The following is a 20,765-nucleotide window of genomic DNA, read 5'->3' as shown; positions in this document are numbered from 1 at the left end:
AGCTCAGTGGTCGGAGTGCGTGGAGATCTGCACGTAGTTGCCCTCAGGATCGGCCACGTACGCCTGACGCTCCCCCCACGGCTGGTTCTTCGGCGCCATCAGGACCTTCGCCCCGGCGTTCTTCGCCTTCGTGAACGCGGCGTCCACGTCCGCGGTCAGCACGGCGATGTCCGACTGCTTCTGCGTCGACTTGCCGATGTGCTTCAGCGGAGTGTTCTGCTTGATCGTGTCGAACGACGTGAAAGTGATGTAGTAGGCGTCCCCCTTGGACACGGTTCCGAAGGCCGCGGTCCCCACCGCCGGGAATCGGAAGTCCACCTGGAATCCCAGGGCGTTCTTGTAGAAGTCGAGCATCTTGTCGACGTCGCTGGTGTACAGGTTCGGCTGGCCGAGACGGGCCGGGGCCGCCGCGGCGACCGCCGCGGTGCGCTGCGCCTCGGGCTCGGCGACGGCGTTGCCGACACTGTTCAGACCCACCAGCAGCAGCGCGGTCACGCCCGTGCTCGCGGCCCATCTTCGCGCGTTCGACGACGTCCTCATCAGGTCACTCCTCGTGCTATGTGATGTACAGAGCACGATTGAGTCAGACGGTGGCCGATTCCTGCTTGCGGGAGGCTCGCACACCACTCGAACGAGTGCATCGAGCCCCCTTCAACTCCCTTTCCAGCGTGGGCCTTCACGGTGGCGACGGCATTCCGCCCCGCTACCGCGTCCCGGGGGGACGCAGAGATTGGAGATCTCATGCGCGACTCCACGCAGATCCTCGTCATCGGGGGAGGCCCCGCCGGCTCGACGGCGGCCGGTCTGCTGGCCAAGGAGGGCTTCGAGGTCACCCTGCTGGAACGGGAGAAGTTCCCCCGCTACCACATCGGCGAGTCCATCCTCCCCTCGTGCCGCCCGATCCTCGAACACCTCGGCGTCTGGGACAAGGTCAACAGCCACGGCTTCCAGCCCAAGGGCGGCGCCTACTTCTTCTGGGGCCCCGAGGAGTGGGAGGTCAACTTCGGAGGCCTCGGCGCGGACGGCACCAACGCCTGGCAGGTCGTGCGCTCCGAGTTCGACGAGATCCTCCTGCGCCACGCCGCCGAACTCGGGGTGACCGTCGTCGAGGAGACCACCGTCAAGGAGGTCCACTTCGACAACGGCCGCCCCGTCGCCGCGAGCTGGGCCGGCACCAAGGACCCGTCCCGGTCCGGGCGGATCTCCTTCGACTACGTCATCGACGCGTCCGGGCGCACCGGCCTCATCGCCGCCCGGCAGCACAAGAACCGCCAGTACCACGAGGTGTTCCAGAACGTGGCCGCCTGGACCTACTGGAAGGGCGTCAAACGCCTCGACCGGGGGCCCGACGGCGCCATCGCCGTGTGCTCCGCGCCCGACGGCTGGTTCTGGGTGATCCCCCTGCACGACGGGACGACCAGCGTCGGCCTCGTCACCGGCCGGGACATCTTCAACGAGAAGAAGCGCCGGATGGGCGGCATCCAGGAGGTGTACGACCAGGTCGTCACCGAGTGCCCGCAGGTCGCCGGGCTGCTGGAGGGCGCCGAGCAGGTCGCCGGGATGAAGGTCGAGCAGGACTACTCGTACACCGCCGAGAAGTTCTGCGGCCCCGGCTACCTCCTCAGCGGCGACGCCGCCTGCTTCCTCGACCCGCTGCTGTCCACCGGCGTCCACCTCGCCACGTACAGCGGCATGCTCAGTGCCGCGAGCCTCGGCAGCGTGCTGCGCGGGGAGGTCGGCGAGGACGAGGCGTGGGACTTCTACCAGACCGTCTACCGGCACGCCTACGAACGCCTCCTGGTCCTCGTCTCCGTCTTCTACGAGAGCTACCGGGGCAAGGAGCACCACTTCTACAACGCCCAGCGCCTCACCCAGTCCCAGCGCGACGGCCTCGACCTCCAGGAGGCGTTCAACCGCATCGTCACCGGCATCGCCGACATGGACGACGCGCAGGACGTCTACGCCAGCGTCCACGCCCACCTCAACGGCGCCACCAGCGGCGACCCCAACCCGCTCGCCAACCTCAACAAGGTGCACGAGCAGAAGCAGGCGCCGATGAACCCGGCCAACGCCGTCGGCGGCCTGTACCTCACCTTCGGGCCCAGGCTGGGGCTGCGCCGCGCCGAAGGGAACCAGGGCCGATGATCCCCGACGACATCACCAAGATCAGCGGGCTCGCGCACAGCTTCACCGTCTCCAAGCTGCTCCTGAGCGCCGTCGAGATCGACCTGTTCACCGTCCTCGCCGCCACCGTCGAGGGCAGCGCCGAGACCGAGGAGCTGCGGGCCGCGACCGGGCTGCACGCGCGGGCCGCCACCGACTTCTTCGACGCGCTCGTCGCCCTCGGGCTGCTGGAGAAGGAGGAGGGGCGCTACCGCAACAGCCCCCTCGCGCAGGCCTGCCTCGTGCGCGGCGACGCCTACAAGGGCGGGTTCCTCGACGGGGCCAACCACGTCCTCTACCCCGCCTGGGGGCGGCTCACCGAGGCGCTGCGCACCGGGAAGCCGCAGGCCGAGGGCGACTTCGAGGCGATGCTCGACGACCCCCGGGCCCGCCGGACGTTCCTCGCCATGCAGGACGCCCTGAGCGCCCCGCTGGTGCCGCAGCTGCTCGACGCCGTCGACTTCGGGGCGTTCTCGACCCTCGTCGACGTCGGTGGCGCCCGGGGCAATCTCGCCGGCCTCATCCTCCAGGCCCGGCCCGGCCTCACCGCCCGCGTCTTCGACCGGCCCCAGAACGCCGGGCCCTGCGCCGAACACGCCAAGACCCTCGGCGTCGAGGGGCGGCTCGGCTTCACCGGCGGCGACTTCTTCGCCGATCCGCTGCCCGGCGCCGACGCCGTGATCATCGGGCACGTCCTCGCCGACTTCTCCGTCGACGAGCGCAAGACGCTGGTGCGCAAGGCGTACGACGCCGTCTCGCCCGGCGGCGCGCTGCTCGTGTACGACCCGATGCCGGGGGACGAGCCGCACCTCCCCGCGCTCGTGTCCAGCCTGCACATGCTCGTCATGACGCCCGCCGGGGCCGGTTATCACCCCGGCGACTGCGAACAGTGGATGCGGGTCGCCGGGTTCGGCGACGTCACGCGGCATCCGCTGCTCCTCGGCAACACGTTGCTCGTCGCCCGCAAGCCCGGCTGAGAGGGGGGTGTTCCATGGAGATCGGAGTGGGGCTTCCCACGACCGTGCCGGACGTCGACGGGGCTCGCCTCACGGGGTGGGCCCGGGAGGCCGAGAACCTCGGGTTCGCGAGCCTCGGTGTCCTCGACCGGCTGGTGTACGACAACTACGAGTCGCTGACGTCGCTGGCCGCGGCGGCTGCCGTGACCGAGCGGATCCGGCTCACGTCCAGCATCCTCATCGCCGCGTACCGGCCGGGGACCGCCGTGCTGGCCAAGCAGGCGGCCACCGTCCACGCGTTGTCCGGCGGACGGCTCACGCTCGGGGTCGCCGCGGGCGGGCGGGACGACGATTTCCGGGCCACCGGGGCGGCGTACGGGGACCGGGGGCGGCGGCTCGACGCGATGATCGCCGAGATGCGGGAGATCTGGGCCGGGCGCGGGCCCGTTCCCGGGATCGGGCCGGCGTTCCCCGCTGGGGGCGGGCCCGGGCTGATCGTGGGCGGTCATACGCCGGCCGCGATGGCTCGTGCCGCTCGGCATGCGGACGGGTGGATCGCGGGGGGTTCCTCCGCGACCGGGTACGCGGATCTCGCGGGCCGTGCGCGGGACGCTTGGCGGGGGGCCGGTCGTACGGAGAAACCCCGGCTGGTCGCCCTCGTGTACGCCTGCCTCGGGCCCGGGGCTCGGGATGTCGCCGAGAGCTATCTCCGGTCCTACTACGCGTTCATCGGGCCCAAGGCCGAGATGGCCGCGAAGGCGGTGGTCATCGGGGCGGAGGCGCTTCGGGAGACGGTTTCGGCGTATGAGGGGGCGGGCTGTGACGAGTTGCTCGTGTTTCCCTGTACGGCGGAGCTGGGGCAACTGGAGTTGTTGGCGAAAGCTGCGTTGAGCTGAGGCGGAGTTGAAAAGGGCGGGGCGGCTTTCGTAGCCGTCCCGCCCCTTGTTTGTCAGAGCGTGCGTTGAGTTGGTTTTGGTGATTCGTTGGCCTTCTGGTCTTGGCGAACCCGATCCTCCGGGTACACGAACGGGAGGACTATGCCCGCCATCGCCGTTGTCACCAGGGCCATGACCACCATCAGGGAGTACAGCTGCTGGTCCAGGATGCCCAGTTGGAGGCCCACCGTGAGGACTATCAGTTCGGTCAGGCCCCTGGTGTTGATGAGGAGGGCCAGGACGGTCGCGTGGCGGGGGCGGATGCCGTTGAACCTCGCTCCCGCGTAGGCGCCGAGGGATTTGCCGCCGATCGCCACCAGGAGGATCAGGGACAGTTCACCGAAGGCTGTCGCGTTCATCGTGGAGAGGTTCACCTTCAGGCCCGCGACCATGAAGAAGACCGGGAGCAGGAGGAGGGAGGAGACGCGTTCGATCCAGGGCAGGGCCCGGCGGCGCAGACGGGACGCTCCTTCCCGGGGGAGGACCATGCCGAGGAGGAAGGCGCCGAAGATCAGGTGCAGGCCCATCCAGTCGGTGGCCTCGGCGGAGAGGAGGACGCCGGCCGCCACGGCCAGGAGGACCGCCGCGTCGATGGGCCAGCTGGTCCGGCCCTTGTCCCTGCGGGCCAGTCTCGCCAGCAGGGGGCGGACTATCCAGAGCATCGCCGCCGCGTACGGAATCACCAGCGCCAGGTGCCAGGGCGTGCCGGCGGCTCCCGCCAGGGCGGCCACCGCGGCCAGGAGGGACCAGGCCAGGACGTCGTCCACGGCGGCGGAGGCGAGGGCCAGGCCGCCGATGGGGGTGGAGATGAGGCCCTTGTCCGTGAGGATGCGGGCCAGGACCGGGAAGGCCGTCACCGACATGGCCGTACCGAGGAAGAGGACGAAGGCGAGCCTGTCGTCCGTGGGGTGGTCGGCGGCGAGGTGGAGGGCCAGGAGGGCGCCCAGGGAGAAGGGGAGGACGATCGCGCTCAGGGAGACGCTCGCCGCTATGCGGCCCTGGCCCCGCAGGAGGTCGCGGTTGAACTCCAGGCCGACCAGGAACATGAAGACGCAGACGCCGATGTCCGCGAGGTCGGTGAGGGAGGGGCGGACGGCCGCGGGGAAGAGGGCGGACGTGATGGCGCCGTCGAAGAGGGTGGGGCCGAGGAGGATGCCGCCGATGATCTCGCCGATCACGGGCGGCTGGTGGAGGCGTTTCGCCAGGGCGCCCAGGAGGCGGGCGACGGTGACGACGACCGCCAGGGCCAGCAGCAGTCTGCCGAGGGTGGTCAGTTCCATCGCCGGTCCCCTGGGCCGGGGTTGTGGGTACGCATGAGCGGCTCTCCTTGCCGTCTCGGGGCCAGTGCAGGCCGCGAAGGTAAGGGGAGCCGCTCAAGGTCCTGTCGAAGGTGTCACACGTCGTCGCTCTTCGGCCGGGGGCCCGGCAGAGAGGGGTCGGGGAGGGAGGGGTGGTCGCCGTCGCGGTGCGCCCTGCGGGCCTCCTCGACGAACTCCCGGCTGAACAGGGAGCTGAGGTTGGCCATGCCGCCCCGGGAGATCCGGACCTCGCTGTGCTGGAGGCGGCCGGTCAGCCGGACGCGCCGGCCGCCGCTGCCCGGCGCGTGCCGCTGGGCGTCCTTGACCTTGGAGTTGTCGGGGAGTTCGAGCTCGCGCTCGTCGACCGTCGAGCCGTCCGGGACGAGGAGCTTGACCGTGGAGCGCTCGGCCTGGAGGTGGACGGTGATCTCGCCCTCCGGGATGCGGTGGGAGCGCAGGTCGAGGTGGAGGGAGGAGCGGCGGGCGCGGACCTCGATCCGGCGGGCCTCCGTCCAGTGCCCCAGCTTCTTCTCCGAGGTGTAGTACACCTCCACCAGAACGGTGTCCTCGGTGTTGTTACTGTCCTTGTTCATGTCGTGCGGGGTGCTCATCGCAGTGTTCCTCCTGGAACCCGGGCAACATTCCCGATGTCATTCAGCCTGTGCGCGCGGCTTGATTTTCCTTGCCGGTCAACTATCTTGACTGTCAAGGCGTACTTCTATCTTGAAGGTCGAGATACTTGAATGTCAAGTGAAGCTGTGACCGGCCTGGACAAAGAGGCGCTGTCCTGGGAACTCGCGGGCGAGGTCCGGGCCCTCCAGAGCGCCGTGGAGGCCGTCGACGCCGCCGCCGCCGCGCGGCTCGGCATCAACCAGACCGACCTGCGCTGTCTGGACGTACTCCTGCAACGCGAGAGCGCCGCACCCGGGGAACTGGGTGCGGCGCTCGGACTCACCACCGGCAGCGTCACGGCCATGCTGGACCGGCTCGACAAGCTCGGCTATCTCACGCGCGAACCGGACCCGGGGGACCGGCGGCGCTCCGTCGTCCGGGCCAGCGAGCGGACCCGGAAGGCCGCCGAGGAGATCTACCGGCCGCTCGCGGAGGAGGCGCACGCCGGGCTCCAGCGGTACTCGGCAGAGGAGCTGGGACTGCTGCTGGACTTCGTGCGCGGCAGCCGCGAGGTCCAGGAGAAGCACGTCTCCCGGATCCGCGGCTGAGGGATCACTCCTTCCTGGCCACGACCAGCGTCACGTCGTGGCCCAGCGCGGTGTGGCCGACGGACGCGAAGCCCGCCGCCCGCATCCAGCCCGCGCACTGCTCCAGGTCGTAGCCCGTGCCGTGCGGGGTCATCAGCTGGAGGTTGAGACTGCGGACCAGGTTGCGCAGATAGCTGTCCGCGCCGGCCACGATCACCGGGTCCCAGACGAGGAACGCCCCGCCCGGCCGGACCGCCTCGAACGCCGTCCGCACCAGCCGCTGCCGCTGCTCGTCGTTCCAGTCGATCAGGGAGTGGCCGATCATCACCACGTCGGCCTCCGGGAGCGGCCCCGCGAAGAAGTCGCCGCCGTGGAAGCCGACCCGCCCGGTCATCCCGATCGCCGCCATGTGCGCGGTGAAGTCGGGCTCCATCTGCGGCAGGTCGAAGACCCGGGCGTCCAGGTGCGGGTGCGCCCGGACGAGCCCGGCCAGCACGTTCCCCCGGCAGCCGCCCAGCTCCAGCACCGACCGGTGCGGCGCCCAGTCGAAGCGGGACGCCAGCGCCGGGATCAGCGGACGGCTCGCGTCCTCCGCCATGCCGACGAGGCCGCCCTTCTTCTCCTCGCTGTCGTACAGCTCCCCGAACATGTCCTCGCCGGTGAACGTCGCCGCCTGCGGGGCACCCGTGCGCAGGGACTCCGCGAGGCGGCCCCACGCCGCGTACATCACCTGGTCGGCCGCCCGCAGGAAGCCGCCGAGATAGCCGTCGCCGCCCGGCACCAGGCAGTCCCTGGCCATCGGCGTGTTGCGGTACGTGCCGTTCCCGTCCCGCTCCAGGAAGCCCAGTTCGGCCAGGGCCGCCAGGAAGTGGGCGGTGCCCCGCGCGTGCAGGCCGAGCCGCCCGCGCAGCTCGTCCGCCGTACCCGGCTCCTTCGCCAGCGCCTCGAACAGGCCCACCTCCATGCCCGTCAGCACCAGCTTCGCCGACTGGAACGCCATGGCCTGGCCGAGGACGGCACCCGCCGTGCTGTCAGTCATCGCGGGTGCCCCCCTCAGACCGACGCCGGCGTGTGGCCGGCCGAGCGGGCGATCACGTCCGACAGCACCGCCAGCGGGTCGCCGGCCGCGGCCCGCGAGCGCCACGACACGAACGCGTCCGGGCGCACCAGCACCGCGCCCTGGGGGCCGACGCCGTAGACGTCCGTCCACGCGCGGTCCTCCGCCGGCTTCAGGGCCTCCGCCTCGCCGATCGCGTGCGTGCGCAGCGGGACGCCGAGCTTCTCCGCGACCTTCGTCGCCGCCTGCGCCCACGCCGTGCCCTCCGGGCCGTGCAGCAGGACGTACGCGTCCCAGAACAGGTCGATCGTGGAGATCTTCTCGTCGCCCTTGCGCAGCCACAGGTGCGGGGCCCGCGTGCCGGGCTCGCCCGCCAGCTCCAGGTCGGGGGAGAGGACCTTCGCGCCCGGCGCGGCGATCACCGACGAGGAGCGGTAGCGGTAGCCCAGGGTGATGATCACGTCGTCCACGAAGTCCGCGCGGTCCTGCTGCGTGGCGTACCCGTGGCGGATGCGGTTGCGGACCAGGGCCTGTTCCGACATCGCCGTGCCCAGCGGGCGGCGCTCCGCGTCGTACGTGTCCAGCAGGGCGTCCGAGCCCCAGCCCTGGAGGGTCGCGGCGAGCTTCCACGACAGGTTGTGGGCGTCGTGGATGCCCGTGTTCGCGCCGAAGCCGCCCGCCGGGGGGTGGACGTGCGCGGCGTCGCCCGCGAGGAAGACGCGGCCCTTGCGGAACGTCTCCGACACGAGCTGGGCGCCCCGCCACGGGACCTTCGCGACGACCTCGACGTCGATGTTCTTGCCCGCCGCCTTGCGGACGATGTCCGTGCAGCGGGCGTCGTCGAAGTCCTCCGGCTTCTCGCCCTTGTCCGGGTAGTACAAGGGGGTCGCCAGCCACGGGTCGCAGCCGTGCAGCCGGGACAGGCCCATCAGGGTGCCGCCCGCGCTCGCGTAGCAGAGGATGAACTTGCGGTCCTTCAGGAGGACTTCGAGCTCGGGGGCGCGGAAGTAGATGCTCAGGGCGTCGAAGACCGTGCCCCGGCCGGAGCGGGGGATGCCCAGGGCCTCCCGGGTGCGGCTGCCCGCGCCGTCCGCGCCGACCAGGTAGTCGGCACGGATCGTGAACCGCTTGCCGCCGGACTCCTCGGCGATCGCGGTGACGCCCTCCTCGTCCTGTTCGAACGAGATCAGGCGGGTGCCGAAGCGGACGTCCGCGCCGGCCTCCATCGCCTTCTCCGCGAGCACCTTCTCGTAGCGGTCCTGGCCGCAGCCCATCACCCGCTCCGGGCTCACCGTCGGGCCGTCCAGGGACGGGGCCTCCAGCAGGAGCGCGTCGTCGATCTCGGCGAAGGTGTGGACCTTGATGATGCCGCCCTCGAAATAGGCGTGCGAGTCGCCCATCTCCAGGGCCCTGATCTCCGGGCCCAGACCTGCCGCCCGGAACAATTCCATGGTGCGGGCCTGTAGGCCCGGGGCGCGCGGGAGGGTGGAGGTGGTGTCCCGCTTCTCCAGCAGCATCGTGCGCACACCGCGCCGGCCGCTGAACAGCGCGGTCGAGAGCCCCACCGGGCCCCCGCCGATGATCAGCACCGGGATCCTCACGTCGTACATGCGTGTCCCCTCTGGACGAGTCGGACGGTTTCGGACGGACGCGGAATGAATAGCCGCGGAGGCTCAAGGGGTGGTGGAGAGGGGCGGGGCCGCTCCGGTGGGCGGTCGCGTGCACCGGCCGGGTTCGAGGGGCTCTCGACCTGGGGGTGCGACGGTCCCCTGGCCGCGTGGCAAATCGGTCGCCGCGGCTGCTGGAAGGAGCGCACGAGCATGACGCACACCACTCCGGACGTCAGTACTCCCGCCGGGATCATCCGGCTGGGGAACATGTTCTGTGACGCCAAGGCGTTGCTCACCGCTGTCGAGCTGCGGTTGTTCACGGTGCTGCATGAGAAGGGGGAGGCCAGTGAGGAGGAGATCAAGGGGGCCCTGGAACTGCACGGGCGGGGGCTCGGGGACTTCCTGAGCCTGCTCACCGCGCTGGGGCTGCTGGAGAGGAGTGGGGGGAAGTACCGCAACTCCCAGGGGGCCGACACCTACCTCGTGCAGGGCGAGAAGACGTACGTCGGAGGGTTCCTGGAGCGGTCCAACCGGAACCTCTACCCGGCGTGGGGGCGGCTCGCCGAGGGACTGCGGACCGGGCAGCAGCAGTCCGGCAGCGACTTCGACGCCGTCACCAGGAACCCGCACATCCTGCGGCAGTTCGTCGGGATGATGGACGCGCTCACCCACGTCGTGGGGCCCGAACTGGCGCAGAAGTACGACTGGTCGGCGCACGCCTCCGTGCTCGACGTCGGCGGCGCGCGGGGCAACCTGTGCTCCATCATCACCAAGCACCACCCCCACCTCACCGGACACGTCTTCGACCTGCCCGCCATGGAGCCGCTCTTCGACGAGCGGGTCGCCCAGGACGGGCTCACCGAACGGGTCACCTTCCACGGCGGAAGCTTCTTCACCGACCCGCTGCCCACCGCCGACGTCGTGATCCTCGGCCACGTCCTGCACGACTGGGACAAGTCCCAGCGCGCCGCCCTCATCGCGAAGGCGTACGACGCCGTCAACCCCGGCGGGACGCTGCTGATCTACGACCGGATGCTGGAGGACGAGTCCACGCACATCGAGAACCTCGTCATCAGCCTCGACATGCTCCTCGTCACCGACGGCGGTGAGGAGTACCCGATCTCCGAGGCCGTCGCCGTCGCCCGCGAGGTCGGCTTCGCTGACGTCGAGGTCTCCCCGCTCAGCGAGTACGACACGCTCGTCGTGTGCCGCAAGAAGTCCTGAACCCCCCGCCCGCAGAGAGGAGTTCGTCCATGAGCACGGCGCCTACCGAGGTACAGGTGCTGGTCGTCGGGGGCGCGGTCACCGGCCTGTCGACCGCCGCCTTCCTCGCCCGGCACGGGGTCAGCACCCTCGTCGTCGAACGGCACCCCGACACCCTGAGCCACCCCCGCTCGCGGGGCATCAACCCCCGCACCGTCGAGGTCTACCGGCAGGCGGGCCTGGAGTCCCGGATCTGGGACGAGGCCAGCCTCGCCACGGACTTCAGCAAGCTCCAGATGATCCGGGCGCGGACGCTGGCCGCCGAGGAGCACTTCGCGGGGCCGACCGACAGTCCCGACCCGTCCGGGGAGGTCAGCCCCTGCGAGTGGGCGCCGATCGACCAGGACCGGCTGGAGCACGTGCTGCGCGCGCACGCCGTCGAACTCGGCGCCGAGCTCGCCTTCTCCACCGAGCTGGTCTCCTTCGAGCAGGACGACTCCGGGGTCACCGCCGTGCTGCGGGACCGGGACAGCGGGAGTGAACGGACCGTCCGCGCGCAGTACCTGATCGCCGCGGACGGGGGGCGCAGTCCCGTCCGCACCGAGCTGGGCATCCAGCTCGACGGGCCCGGCGAGTTCGCCACCACCGTGTCCGTGCTGTTCGAGGCGGATCTCAGCGAGGCCGCCCGGGGCAGGCCCGTCGGGGTCTGCTACCTCGACGAGCCGGCGCCGTCCACGATCCTGTTCGCGCACGACGGGGACAAGCGGTGGATCTTCGCGACGCCGATGCCCGCGGACACCACGCTGGAGACGGTCACCGAGGAGCAGGCCATCGGGCTCGTCCGGGCCGCGATCGGGGTGGACGGGCTCGCCGTGCGGATCGTTCCCCAGCTGCCCGCCGGGGGCGCGAAGTGGCTCAGCTTCGTCATCGGGGCGCAGGTCGCGCGCGAGTACCGGCGGGGGCGGGTGTTCCTCGTCGGGGACGCCGCCCATCTCGTGCCGCCCACCGGGGGGTTCGGGGCCAGCCTCGCCATCCAGGACGCGCACAACCTCGCGTGGAAGCTGGTCGCCGTGCTCGACGGGAGCGCGGGGGACGGGCTGCTCGACACGTACCAGGCCGAGCGGCAGCCCGTCGCCTGGATGACGCTTCAGCAGACCATGGCGATGATGCAGGACCGTACGGGGGCCGAGGGGGGTGAGGACGGGGGGCTCAGTCCCGCGGACAGCTACAGCACGACGGTGTTCGGGTACCGGTACTCCGAGGGGCCGCCGGTCCTTCCCCGCCTCCTCTCCGGTGAACCGGGTACGCGGGCGCCGCACGTTCCCCTGGAGCGGGACGGGGCTTCCCTCTCCTCCCTCGACCTCTACGGCTCCGGTCCGACGCTCGTCACCGGGGCGGGGGGCGGTGCGTGGGAGGCGGCGGCCTCCGCGGTGGCGGAGTCCCTGGGGGTCTCCCTGACGGTCCACCGCCTCGGCACGGCCGGCCTCACCGACCCCTCCGGCACGTTCCCGTCCCGCCACGGCATCGGCTCCGACGGGGCCGTCCTCGTCCGCGCCGACGGGTTCGTCTCGTGGCGGGCGGACTCCGCCGGGGAGAAGCCGGAGGAGGCCCTCACGGACGCGGTCCAGCGACTCCTGGGCCGGGCCTGACCCTTCACGCGGAACGCCGGACCAGCTGACATCCAGCTGGTCCGGCGTTCTCGTGTGGAGCCGGGGACCGGGTGAGTGCGCGCGTACGGCTCGGCCCGGGAACCTGGTGTCGGTTCCCGGGCCGGGGCGTTGTGCGGTCAGTTGTCCTCGACGACCCTGATCGAGTTCGTCGGGCAGGCGCGGACCGCCCGGTGGACCTCCTCGTACAGGTCCGGGGAAGGGTCCGCGTCCAGGACGAGGACCAGGCCCTCCTCGTCCTGGTCGAAGACGGTGGGGAGGCGGTAGACGCAGAGGCTGCTCACCGCGCAGGTGGACGGGGTGGCTACTACGCGCATCCGGGTCACCAGGCCACGGGGATCTCGGTGAAGCCCTCCATGAAGCCGCCCAGGGCGCGGGGGAGTTCGGCGGCGGGCTTGGCGAGGCGGATGCCGGGGAAGCGGCGCAGGAGGCTCTCCGTGGCGATCTGGAGTTCCATGCGGGCCAGCGCCGCGCCCACGCAGTAGTGGATGCCGGCGCCGAAGGTCATGTGGTGGTTCTCCTCGCGGCGGATGTTCAGCTCGAAGGGGTTCTCGAAGACCTCCGCGTCGCAGTTGGCGCCCTCTTCGGAGAGGAGGACGCTGGTGCCCTTCTTGATCACGCTGCCGTCGGAGAGCGGGATGTCCTCGATCGCGTACCGCATCGTGCCGACCGACGAGCCCATGATCTGCGTGCGGAGGAGTTCCTCGACCGCGGAGGGGACCAGGGACCAGTCCGCCTGGATCTCGCGGACCAGGTCGGGGCGGTTGAGCAGGACGGCCGTACCCGTGCCGATCTGGCTCGCGGTGGTGACGTAGCCGGCGATGAGGAGGCCCTGGCACCAGAAGTGGAGCTCGTGCTCGTTCATCCGGTTGTCGTCCTCGTCGCGGACGCGGATGAACTCGCTGATGAGGTCGTCGGCGGGGTTGGCGCGCTTCGCCTCGATGAGGTCGCCCAGGTACTTCCACAGGTTCTGCCGGGCCCTGCCGATCTCCTCCGGGGGCAGCTTCGTGACGGCGAGGAAGCCGTCGACGTACCCCCGGAACTGGTCCCGGTCCTCGGCCGGGACGCCGAGCAGCTTGCAGATGACCTTGATGGGCAGCGGGAAGGCGAACGCCTCGTTCAGCTCGGCGGGCTGGGGGCCCGCGGCCATCTCGTCGAGGAGTTCGTCGGCGACCTCCTGGACGTACGGCCGCAGCGACTCGATCCGGCGCGCGGTGAACGCCTTGGTGACCAGCGACCTGACCTGCGTGTGCTTCGGCGGGTCGGGGTCGATGTGCGGGTCCATGAACAGGTCGTTGTCCTTGGAGATCCGCGCGCAGTCGGGCCGCGCGATGTTCCGCGACAGCCGCTTGTCGGCGAAGAGGGCGCGCACGTCCTGGTAGCGGGTGACGAGGGTCGCCGTGTCCCCGCTGGGGAGGGTCACCTCCATCGCGGAGGAGCCGTGGACGTCCTTGAGGGCCTCGGGCATCTGCATGGGGGGTTCCCAGGCGAACGGGTACCTCGGCGGGGTGGAGGCGTGGGGGCACACTTCGGGGCTCACGTCGGCGGTCACATCGATCCCTTCACAGCGGTCGTCGAAACGGTCGTCGGATTCACAGCGGCCACCCCGACCTGGACCAGGCGGCCTCGGCGAACGCCCACTCGAAGCGGACGCTCGTCGCGAAGTACTCCAGGAGCTCGGCGCGGCCCGGCACGGCCATGCGCTCGCCGAGCTCGTCGTAGGCGGTCATGAAGGCCCGGACGGCGAACCGGTACCCCTCGCCGGGGTGGTACGCCTGGATCCACTCGGCGTACCGGGAGCCCGGCGTGTGGCGCTCCAGCAGGTCGTCGGAGATCCGGTGGTTGAACCAGACCATCGGCAGCAGCGCCCCCATCCCCGCGGCGACCGTGGACGCGGTCGCCGCGTGCAGGAACGTGCAGTGGGCGTGGGTCGCCGCCGACACCTCGGGCTTCCCGTCGGCGGGCGGCGCCTGGAGCCGGGGCGCGAGCTCGGCGTACGAGGTGCGCAGCCGGTCGCGGGCCTCCAGGGTCCCGGTGACCGAGCGGGCGAGCAGCGCGGCGTGCTCGTCCCAGCGGGTCGCGGCGGCGGTGCGGGCCAGCGCCCGCGCGTAGGCGGGCAGCAGATGGCCGGTGTCCTGCTCGACGAAGTGGGCGAGGGACTCGGGCGGCAGCGAGCCGTCCCGCAGTCCCGCCCAGAACGGGTGCTCCTTGACCTTGGCGAGCACGGGCTCGGCCAGCTCCTGGAGTTCCTTGCTCAGCACGGCATCCTCCTTCTTCGGTGCGGTGGACGGGTCAGAGATCGAGGCGCACCCGCTGCCGGCGCAGCCAGGTGTCGAGCTGGAGGACCATCTCCACGTCACGCCGCTCGCCCCACCCGCTGACCTCGATGGGCCGGTCCTGCGCGGCCAGCCGGGCACACGCCTCCCGGTCGAGCAGTGAAGCGACGGGCCCGGAGGGGTCGCCCACGACGGCGTCGAACCGTTCCTTCAACACCCGCCCGTAGCCCGGGTCCTGAGTGATCGGGAACGGGCTCTTGCGGCGCTCGGTGACCGACGCGGGCAGCAGGTCGGCGACGGCGGACCGCAGGACGCTCTTCTCCCGCCCGTCGGCGGTCTTCATCTCCCACGGGATGTTGTAGACGTACTCGACGAGCCGGTGGTCGCAGTACGGCACGCGCAGTTCGAGCCCGACGGCCATGCTGAGCCGGTCGTCGCGGGTCAGCAGCAGCGGCATCCAGCGCGTCAGGTGGACGTGGCTGACCCGCCGCATCCGGTGTTCGAGCTCCGACTCGCCCGCCACGCGCGGGACTTCGGCGACCGCCTCGGCGTACCGCTGGGCGGCGTGCCCGGGAACGTCGATCTTCTTCAGCAGCCCGGGGTCGAGCAGGCCCGTGCTCATCCCGTGCGGCGCGACCTTCAACCCCATCGTCACCCAGGGGAAGTTGCCGGTGTCGACCAGCGACGGGTCCTGGAACGACCGGTAGCCGCCGAAGAGTTCGTCGGCCGCCTCGCCCATCAGGGCCACGGTCGAGCGGCGGCGCACGGCCCGCAGCAGCAGGTACAGCGAGCGGTCCATGTCGGGGATCGGGCGCGGCAGGTCCTGCGAGAGGAGCGCCGCCGCGTCGACGACCGGGTCGACGAGGTCGGCGGTCCGCAGCACCACCGGCTCGTGGTCGGTGCCGACGTGCCGGGCGACCTCGGCGGCGTACGGGGCGTCCGGGTCCTCGTGCCAGAAGTCCTTCCGGAAGCGCTCGGTGTGCCCCTCGAAGTCCACGGCGAACGTCCGCGGCCGGCCCCCGGCGCGGGCCGCGAGGGCCACGATCGCGCTGGAGTCGACACCGCCCGACAGCAGCGTGCACAGCGGCACGTCGGAGACGAGGTGCGCCTCGACGGACTCCGCGAGCAGACCGCGCACCGTGTCGATCGTGGTGGCCGCGTCGTCGGTGTGGGCGCGGTGGGGGAGTGTCCAGTACGCCGACTCGGCGACCCCGGCGTGGGTGACGACGGCCGTGTGTCCGGCGGGGAGTTCGCGCACCCCCCGGTAGATCGCGTGCCCCGGCGTCGCGATGTACGCCAGCAGCTCCGCGAACCCCTCCGCGTCGACCGCGCACTCCAGCGCCGGGTGCGCGAACAGCGCCTTGGGCTCCGAGCCGAACAGGACGCCCTGGGGAGTCCTGGCGTAGAACAGCGGCTTGATGCCGAGCCGGTCGCGGGCCAGCAGCAGCCGCTCCCGGCCCGGGTCCCACACGGCGAACGCGAACATGCCGTCCAGGTGCTCGGCGCACCGCTCGCCCCACTCCAGGTACGCCCGCAGCACGACCTCGGTGTCACCGGCCGTCCGGAACCGGTGCCCCCGCGCCTCCAGCTCCCGGCGCAGCGCACGGAAGTTGTAGATCTCGCCGTTGTGCACGACGACCGCGAGCGTGCGCCCGTCCGCCTCGGCCACCATCGGCTGGGTGGAGCGCTCCAGGTCGATCACCGAGAGCCTGCGGTGCCCGAGCGCCGCGCGCCGGTCGGTCCACACGGCCTCGTCGTCGGGGCCCCGGTTGGCGATGGCCGCGACCATCGTCCGGACGGTCGCGCCCTCCTCGGTCAGGTCACGCCGGAAGTCGATCCAGCCCGCTATGCCGCACACGTGATCACCTTCGTCCGCAGTTCGTTCACGATGTCGGCGGGCGAGGGCCGCTCCAGCATCCCCGCCCGCAGCGCCCGCGCCGCCTCCCGTACGGCGGCCCCCGCCTCCGGGTCCAGCAGCCGGCCCGCCTCCTCGCGCAGCCGGCGCGCCGTCGCCTCGTCCCGCGACAGCACCTCACCGGCCCCGGCGGCGAACACCCGCCCCGCGTGCCCGGTGTGGTCCGGCAGCTGCGGTACGAGGAGCAGCGGGACCCCGGCCCGCAGCGAGGTCAGGACGGTCCCCGCCCCGCCGTGCGCCACGACCAGGTCGGCGCCCGGCATCAGGGTGTGCAGCGGTACGTCCGTCACGATCCGCGCCCGCGACTCCAACCCCGGGTCCAGCAGCGCGCGTTGGGACGCCGACACGGCGAGCACGACCTCGGTGCCCTCCGCGCACAGCGCCGCCGCGACGTCCCCGGCGAGGAACAGGCCCGGGCTGAGCTTCGCCATGGTGTGCCCCCACGTCACCACCACCCGCCGGACGCCCGGCGCGGGCGCCGGCAGCGGGCCCGGGGAGACGCCGACACCGTTGTAGGGGACGTGCCGGACCGGGAGGCGCGGATAGTCGGTGGGGACCTGGAAGGTGTCCGGGCACGGGTCGACGGTGACCGTGCCCAGCGGGTCGAAGCCGGTGACGCCGTGCCGCTCCAGGAGCGGCGCGAGGACCTCGGGGAGCAGGGCGCGGGCCCGCAGCATCAGGTCGGTGCCGAACAGCACCCGGATCGCCGGGATGTCCAGTGCCGCCGCCGCGATCGGGCCGGCCAGCGCGGTCGGCTCGTACACGATCGCGTCCGCCCGCCAGTCGCGGGCCAGCTCCACCAGGCCGTCCGTCATCGACTCGGCGTGCGCCGAGAACATCCGCAGGGCGCGGGGGCCCTTGCCCTCGCGGGGGGCCTGCGGGCCGCCGAAGTCGCCGGCCGAGGACCTGAGGACGTAGCCGCGGACCATCCCGACCGCGTCCACGTCGTCGCCGACCACCGCCGCAGGCAGGCCGGTCCGCTCGATCTCCCGCTCCAGCTCCGGCTGGCTCGCGATCAGCACCTCGTGGCCCGCCGCCCGGAACGCCGAGGCCAGCGGGACCAGGGCGTACAGGTGGGAAGGCCACGCCCAGGTCGTGAACAGTACGCGCATGGAATCCGTCAGCCCCTTCGTGACGTCGAGGGCCCCGGCAGCCCCGGGGCTCCGATGCGCAACCGACGGTGGGCCACGGGGCTAGGCATCCGCTCGGGATCGGCTCGATACGGGAGAGCCGGGCGCGGGCAGCCGAACGCCCTCCCCCGGAAACTCCGGGAGAGGGCGTCGGCCGGTCCTCACGCCTGGTGCTCGACGATCACCGCCGCGTCCTTCGCCCCGTCCCCGGCCGCCACGACCGCCGAGAACCGCTCCAGGACCGTGTCCAGGACCGGCACGGCCAGGCCCGACGCGTGGGCCGCCTCCGTGGCGATCCGGACGTCCTTGGCCATCAGATCGGCGCGGAAGAAGGCCGGTTCGTACCGGCCGCCCTTCATCAGCGCCGCCCGGAACTTCATCACCACGGAGCTGAACCCGCTCTCCGCGATCGACGTGACGAGCTGATCCCGGTCCAGGCCCGAGGCGACGCCGTACGCGACCGCCTCCGCCATCGACGCGACCTGCGCGCCCAGCAGGAGGTTCAGGACCAGCTTCATGCTGGTCGCCGTCCCCGGCGGGCCCAGGTGCAGGACCTGGGAGCCGAGCGCGTCCAGGACCGGGCGGACCTCCGCGAAGTCCTCCTCGGCGCCGGAGACGTACACGCGCAGCGCGCCTTCGCGGGCTTGCAGCGGGTTCCCCACCACGCACGCCTCGACCCGGCGCAGCCCCTTCGCGGCGAGCCGCTCCGCCGCGTCCCGGGCGTACCCGGGGGACACCGTCGACGTGTCGACGACCAGCGCCCCCGGCTCCAGGACGGGCACGACCCGGCCGAACAGCACCTCGTCCACGGCCCGTTCGTCACTGAGGCTCAGCAGGACGACCCGGTGCCCCTCGGCGGCGCCCTCCGGGGACCCCGCGAGGACCGCGCCGCCCGCCACCAGCGCCTCGGCCTTCGCGGCGGTCCGGTTGAACACCGTGAGCCGGTGGCCCCGCTCCAGCAGCCGGTGCGCCATCCCGCCGCCCATGTTGCCGAGGCCGATGAACGCGAGCTGAGGATGGTTCATGACCGTCACCTCTCCTTCGTGGCTAGTACGCGGCGTCGACCTCGTACACCGCGAACGGCGACGACGTCCGGGTGTCGCGGAACGGGCGCAGTGGGGCCGTGTCGTCGCGGTGCTCGGCGCCCTGCTCCCACTTCGCGAAGGCCGCCATGGACTCCCAGCGGCTCACGACGGCCAGCGCGGTGGGGTCGGCCGGGCTGCGCAGCAGTTCGTTGCCGAGCATCCCGGGGACCTTCGCGAGGCGCTCGCTCACCAGGTGGTAGGCCGCGCGGACCTCCGCGAGCTGCTGCTCGTCGTACGCGGCCTGGTACACCAGCACCCGGACCTCAGCCGGCACCGCCCGACGCCTTTCCGGACAGGTGCGTGACCAGCTCCATCGTGTGGAAGGAGCCGCCCTTGCGGTACGGGTGGAGGGTCGCCCGGTGCCTCAGGTGCTCGGGGCTGTCCTCGAAGGCGCGGAACCTCGGCTCGTCGAGCCAGTCGCTGACGATGTAGTACGTGCTGTCCTCGGCGGTCGAGCGGGACAGCGACTGGCCGAGGTTGGCGGGATGGCCGGTGACCGCGTCCGTGCCCTCGTGCCAGGCGCGTTCGAAGTCGGCCTCCTTGCCCGGCTCGATCTCCATGCGCAGCATCACCCGGAACATCAGGAGATCCCCCCGTCGACGCCGATCACGTTGCCCGTGACGTACCGGGACAGGTCGCTGGCCAGCCACAGGACCGCGCCCGCGACCTCGTCCGGCGTGCCGAGGCGGCCGAGCGCGGTCTTCGCGCTGTAGCGCTGGGTCATGAGCGTGCGCTGCTCCTCGGGCATCGCGTGGAAGTTCTCCGTCTCGATGACGCCGAGCGCGAGGACGTTGAAGCGGATGCCCTGCGGGCCGAACTCCTTGGCCAGCGAGCGGTTCAGACCGACCAGCGCCGCCTTCGTCATCGTGTAGTGGGCGCGCAGCGGGATGCCCGCGTCGATCGAGCGGGAGCCGATGCTGACGACCGAGGAGCCCTCGGCGAGCAGCGGCAGCGCGTGCTGGATCACCAGGTGGGCGCCGGTCACGTTGGTGTTCAGGATGCGCTGCCACTCCTCCAACGGCAGCTCCTTGTACGGGACATGGCTGATCGTGCCCGCGTTGTTGACGACCAGGTCGAGGCGGCCGTACCGCTCCCTCACCTGCTCCAGCAGGGCGGCGATCTCGGCCGGCTGGGCCAGGTCGGCGCGCAGGACGTGGTGGTCGCCGCCGGTCTCCTTCAGCTCGGCCTCCAGGGAGGCGACGTGGTCGCTGTCGGTGCGGTAGCAGGTGATGACGTCGACGCCGGCGCGGGCCAGCGCGAGGACGATGCCCCGGCCGACACCGCGCGTGCCGCCGGTGACGAGGGCCTTCTTGCCGTTGAGCGCGAGATCCATGGTTTCTCCCGAGAGGGTTACAACAGGACGCCGAGACCGGCGCAGTTGAGGAACAGGGCGGCGATCGTGAGGAGGCTGCGCCTGCGGTTCCAGGCGCCCCAGTCGGCGCGGGGGTCGCGGTCCGCGAAGTCGGCGGGCAGGTCGTCCGGGTCGAGCGTGCGCATCCACCGGTTGACCGGCACGTTCTTCGCGACCGAGATGACGGAGGTCGCCGCGGCGAGCACGGCGGCCACCGCGAACGCGGCCCGCGCGAGCGGCTCCGGCGCGAGGAACGCCAGCGCCGTGTCGCCCGCGAGCGTGCCGACCAGGCACAGCGGCATCGCCGGGTCGTAGCGGGTCCCGAAGAACGCGTGCGCCTGCACGTACCGGTCGGCGGGCAGCGAGGCCAGGTAGGGGAACCCGCCGAGCTGTGTGCCGAACAGGACGCCCGCCGCGAGGCCGTTGAGCAGCACGACCAGGGGGACCAGGAGCGTCAGCACGACCGCCCCGCGGCCTCGACCTTCTCCTTGATCAGCTCCATCTGCACCTTCGTGTTGCGGTTCAGGTGCTCGGTCATCTGCTCGTCCGTCGCCGGGGCCTGCGGCTTCATGTGGAAGTCCTGCACCCAGCGCATCCGCACCCCGCCGCCGGGCTCCTGCGTGTACTCCCAGTAGATCTTCATGAAGTCGAACGGGCCCGTCTCCACGCGCTCGGCGTGCACGGTCCGGGTCTTCGGGTCGCTGGTGCGGCGCGAGACCCACGACCAGACGTTGCCGTCCTCGTCCGGGTGCATCGTGAGCCGGAACAGGACGGTGTCGCCGTCGCGCTCCAGGATCTCCGCCTTCGCGTACTCGCTGAACAGGTCGGGCCAGTTGGGGACGTCGTCGGTCATCCGCCACACCAGGTCCATCGGTGCGTCGATGACGATGTGGTTGTCGGTGTGTCCGGCCATCGCCGTG

Annotated in this window: 22 protein-coding genes; 6 read left to right on the top strand and 16 right to left on the bottom strand. The window is 71.6% G+C overall.

Translation table 11 applies throughout. The features are described from left to right. Positions 1–3: 3 nt before the first annotated feature. Positions 4–540 (bottom strand): VOC family protein, encoded by a 537-nt coding sequence (locus PV682_RS01465; protein ID WP_055724520.1) that lies wholly within the window; start codon positions 538–540, stop codon positions 4–6. 201 nt (positions 541–741) lie between these two features. Here PV682_RS01465 and PV682_RS01460 point away from each other — a divergent pair, with 201 nt between their 5' ends. The 3 genes from PV682_RS01460 to PV682_RS01450 are packed head-to-tail and all read left to right on the top strand — an operon-like array spanning position 742 to position 4,015. Further along, complete coding sequence (locus PV682_RS01460; protein WP_319723105.1) at positions 742–2,145, top strand: NAD(P)/FAD-dependent oxidoreductase; 1,404 nt, start codon at positions 742–744, stop codon at positions 2,143–2,145. Continuing rightward, the gene (locus tag PV682_RS01455; protein WP_319723103.1) at positions 2,142–3,140 is read left to right on the top strand and encodes a methyltransferase; all 999 of its coding nucleotides are present in this window, start codon (positions 2,142–2,144) and stop codon (positions 3,138–3,140) included. Before PV682_RS01460 ends, PV682_RS01455 begins: the two co-directional genes overlap by 4 nt. A gap of 14 nt (positions 3,141–3,154) precedes the next feature. Then, on the top strand, positions 3,155–4,015 hold the full coding sequence (locus tag PV682_RS01450) for an LLM class flavin-dependent oxidoreductase (protein ID WP_319723101.1): 861 nt from the start codon (positions 3,155–3,157) through the stop codon (positions 4,013–4,015). A 53-nt stretch (positions 4,016–4,068) separates the two neighbouring features. Here PV682_RS01450 and PV682_RS01445 read toward each other — a convergent pair whose 3' ends face one another. Continuing rightward, entirely contained in the window at positions 4,069–5,334 is a 1,266-nt protein-coding gene (locus PV682_RS01445; protein ID WP_319723099.1) for a cation:proton antiporter, read from the bottom strand. 113 nt (positions 5,335–5,447) lie between these two features. Then, positions 5,448–5,963 carry a hypothetical protein gene (locus PV682_RS01440; RefSeq protein ID WP_319723097.1) on the bottom strand — a complete coding sequence of 172 codons (516 nt, stop codon included), beginning with the start codon at positions 5,961–5,963 and terminating at the stop codon, positions 5,448–5,450. Between the two features lie 132 nt (positions 5,964–6,095). Between PV682_RS01440 and PV682_RS01435 the strand changes: the two genes are divergently transcribed. Continuing rightward, positions 6,096–6,572, top strand: a complete 477-nt coding sequence (locus tag PV682_RS01435) for a MarR family transcriptional regulator (protein WP_055724514.1) — start codon at positions 6,096–6,098, stop codon at positions 6,570–6,572. 4 nt (positions 6,573–6,576) lie between these two features. Here PV682_RS01435 and PV682_RS01430 read toward each other — a convergent pair whose 3' ends face one another. Both PV682_RS01430 and PV682_RS01425 read right to left on the bottom strand, forming a co-directional pair. Next, positions 6,577–7,590 (bottom strand): methyltransferase, encoded by a 1,014-nt coding sequence (locus tag PV682_RS01430; RefSeq protein WP_055724513.1) that lies wholly within the window; start codon positions 7,588–7,590, stop codon positions 6,577–6,579. A gap of 14 nt (positions 7,591–7,604) precedes the next feature. Continuing rightward, the gene (locus tag PV682_RS01425) at positions 7,605–9,218 is read right to left on the bottom strand and encodes an FAD-dependent monooxygenase (protein ID WP_319723092.1); all 1,614 of its coding nucleotides are present in this window, start codon (positions 9,216–9,218) and stop codon (positions 7,605–7,607) included. Between the two features lie 210 nt (positions 9,219–9,428). Here PV682_RS01425 and PV682_RS01420 point away from each other — a divergent pair, with 210 nt between their 5' ends. Both PV682_RS01420 and PV682_RS01415 read left to right on the top strand, forming a co-directional pair. After that, positions 9,429–10,442 (top strand): methyltransferase, encoded by a 1,014-nt coding sequence (locus PV682_RS01420; protein WP_319723090.1) that lies wholly within the window; start codon positions 9,429–9,431, stop codon positions 10,440–10,442. 29 nt (positions 10,443–10,471) lie between these two features. Beyond that, positions 10,472–12,070: an FAD-dependent monooxygenase gene (locus PV682_RS01415; RefSeq protein ID WP_319723088.1), complete on the top strand. Its 1,599-nt coding sequence runs from the start codon at positions 10,472–10,474 to the stop codon at positions 12,068–12,070. A 137-nt stretch (positions 12,071–12,207) separates the two neighbouring features. Here PV682_RS01415 and PV682_RS01410 read toward each other — a convergent pair whose 3' ends face one another. The 11 genes from PV682_RS01410 to PV682_RS01360 form a co-directional block, all read right to left on the bottom strand. Then, complete coding sequence (locus PV682_RS01410) at positions 12,208–12,405, bottom strand: ferredoxin (RefSeq protein WP_319723085.1); 198 nt, start codon at positions 12,403–12,405, stop codon at positions 12,208–12,210. Between the two features lie 5 nt (positions 12,406–12,410). Beyond that, a complete protein-coding gene (locus PV682_RS01405) occupies positions 12,411–13,562 on the bottom strand; it encodes a cytochrome P450 (protein WP_319723083.1) in 1,152 nt (383 codons plus the stop codon). A gap of 118 nt (positions 13,563–13,680) precedes the next feature. After that, a complete protein-coding gene (locus PV682_RS01400) occupies positions 13,681–14,349 on the bottom strand; it encodes a TenA family protein (protein WP_319723081.1) in 669 nt (222 codons plus the stop codon). A 31-nt stretch (positions 14,350–14,380) separates the two neighbouring features. Continuing rightward, on the bottom strand, positions 14,381–16,222 hold the full coding sequence (gene asnB / locus PV682_RS01395) for an asparagine synthase (glutamine-hydrolyzing) (protein WP_319723079.1): 1,842 nt from the start codon (positions 16,220–16,222) through the stop codon (positions 14,381–14,383). Then, complete coding sequence (locus tag PV682_RS01390; protein ID WP_319723077.1) at positions 16,210–17,391, bottom strand: nucleotide disphospho-sugar-binding domain-containing protein; 1,182 nt, start codon at positions 17,389–17,391, stop codon at positions 16,210–16,212. Before PV682_RS01390 ends, asnB begins: the two co-directional genes overlap by 13 nt. Positions 17,392–17,570: 179 nt before the next feature. Further along, positions 17,571–18,434, bottom strand: a complete 864-nt coding sequence (locus tag PV682_RS01385) for an NAD(P)-dependent oxidoreductase (RefSeq protein WP_319723075.1) — start codon at positions 18,432–18,434, stop codon at positions 17,571–17,573. A gap of 22 nt (positions 18,435–18,456) precedes the next feature. Further along, on the bottom strand, positions 18,457–18,768 hold the full coding sequence (locus tag PV682_RS01380) for an antibiotic biosynthesis monooxygenase family protein (RefSeq protein WP_319723073.1): 312 nt from the start codon (positions 18,766–18,768) through the stop codon (positions 18,457–18,459). Further along, a complete protein-coding gene (locus tag PV682_RS01375) occupies positions 18,758–19,075 on the bottom strand; it encodes an antibiotic biosynthesis monooxygenase family protein (protein WP_319723071.1) in 318 nt (105 codons plus the stop codon). Before PV682_RS01375 ends, PV682_RS01380 begins: the two co-directional genes overlap by 11 nt. After that, positions 19,075–19,827 (bottom strand): SDR family NAD(P)-dependent oxidoreductase, encoded by a 753-nt coding sequence (locus PV682_RS01370; RefSeq protein WP_319723069.1) that lies wholly within the window; start codon positions 19,825–19,827, stop codon positions 19,075–19,077. The genes PV682_RS01375 and PV682_RS01370 overlap by 1 nt, the downstream gene beginning before the upstream one ends. Before the next feature lie 17 nt (positions 19,828–19,844). Next, a complete protein-coding gene (locus tag PV682_RS01365; RefSeq protein ID WP_319723068.1) occupies positions 19,845–20,306 on the bottom strand; it encodes a DUF1772 domain-containing protein in 462 nt (153 codons plus the stop codon). Next, on the bottom strand, positions 20,300–20,758 hold the full coding sequence (locus tag PV682_RS01360; protein WP_319723066.1) for an SRPBCC family protein: 459 nt from the start codon (positions 20,756–20,758) through the stop codon (positions 20,300–20,302). Before PV682_RS01360 ends, PV682_RS01365 begins: the two co-directional genes overlap by 7 nt. Positions 20,759–20,765 lie beyond the last annotated feature (7 nt).

Source organism: Streptomyces niveiscabiei (assembly GCF_033794345.1).
Classification (GTDB): domain Bacteria; phylum Actinomycetota; class Actinomycetes; order Streptomycetales; family Streptomycetaceae; genus Streptomyces; species Streptomyces niveiscabiei.
This window is presented reverse-complemented; position numbering and strand designations above follow the sequence as displayed.

Coding starts and splice junctions, on each gene's coding strand:
- PV682_RS01465 (WP_055724520.1), bottom strand. CDS start 540: ATGAGGACGTCGTCGAACGCGCGAAGATGGGCCGCGAGCACGGGCGTG.
- PV682_RS01460 (WP_319723105.1), top strand. CDS start 742: ATGCGCGACTCCACGCAGATCCTCGTCATCGGGGGAGGCCCCGCCGGC.
- PV682_RS01455 (WP_319723103.1), top strand. CDS start 2,142: ATGATCCCCGACGACATCACCAAGATCAGCGGGCTCGCGCACAGCTTC.
- PV682_RS01450 (WP_319723101.1), top strand. CDS start 3,155: ATGGAGATCGGAGTGGGGCTTCCCACGACCGTGCCGGACGTCGACGGG.
- PV682_RS01445 (WP_319723099.1), bottom strand. CDS start 5,334: ATGGAACTGACCACCCTCGGCAGACTGCTGCTGGCCCTGGCGGTCGTC.
- PV682_RS01440 (WP_319723097.1), bottom strand. CDS start 5,963: ATGAGCACCCCGCACGACATGAACAAGGACAGTAACAACACCGAGGAC.
- PV682_RS01435 (WP_055724514.1), top strand. CDS start 6,096: ATGTCAAGTGAAGCTGTGACCGGCCTGGACAAAGAGGCGCTGTCCTGG.
- PV682_RS01430 (WP_055724513.1), bottom strand. CDS start 7,590: ATGACTGACAGCACGGCGGGTGCCGTCCTCGGCCAGGCCATGGCGTTC.
- PV682_RS01425 (WP_319723092.1), bottom strand. CDS start 9,218: ATGTACGACGTGAGGATCCCGGTGCTGATCATCGGCGGGGGCCCGGTG.
- PV682_RS01420 (WP_319723090.1), top strand. CDS start 9,429: ATGACGCACACCACTCCGGACGTCAGTACTCCCGCCGGGATCATCCGG.
- PV682_RS01415 (WP_319723088.1), top strand. CDS start 10,472: ATGAGCACGGCGCCTACCGAGGTACAGGTGCTGGTCGTCGGGGGCGCG.
- PV682_RS01410 (WP_319723085.1), bottom strand. CDS start 12,405: ATGCGCGTAGTAGCCACCCCGTCCACCTGCGCGGTGAGCAGCCTCTGC.
- PV682_RS01405 (WP_319723083.1), bottom strand. CDS start 13,562: ATGCAGATGCCCGAGGCCCTCAAGGACGTCCACGGCTCCTCCGCGATG.
- PV682_RS01390 (WP_319723077.1), bottom strand. CDS start 17,391: ATGCGCGTACTGTTCACGACCTGGGCGTGGCCTTCCCACCTGTACGCC.
- PV682_RS01385 (WP_319723075.1), bottom strand. CDS start 18,434: ATGAACCATCCTCAGCTCGCGTTCATCGGCCTCGGCAACATGGGCGGC.
- PV682_RS01375 (WP_319723071.1), bottom strand. CDS start 19,075: ATGTTCCGGGTGATGCTGCGCATGGAGATCGAGCCGGGCAAGGAGGCC.
- PV682_RS01370 (WP_319723069.1), bottom strand. CDS start 19,827: ATGGATCTCGCGCTCAACGGCAAGAAGGCCCTCGTCACCGGCGGCACG.
- PV682_RS01360 (WP_319723066.1), bottom strand. CDS start 20,758: ATGGCCGGACACACCGACAACCACATCGTCATCGACGCACCGATGGAC.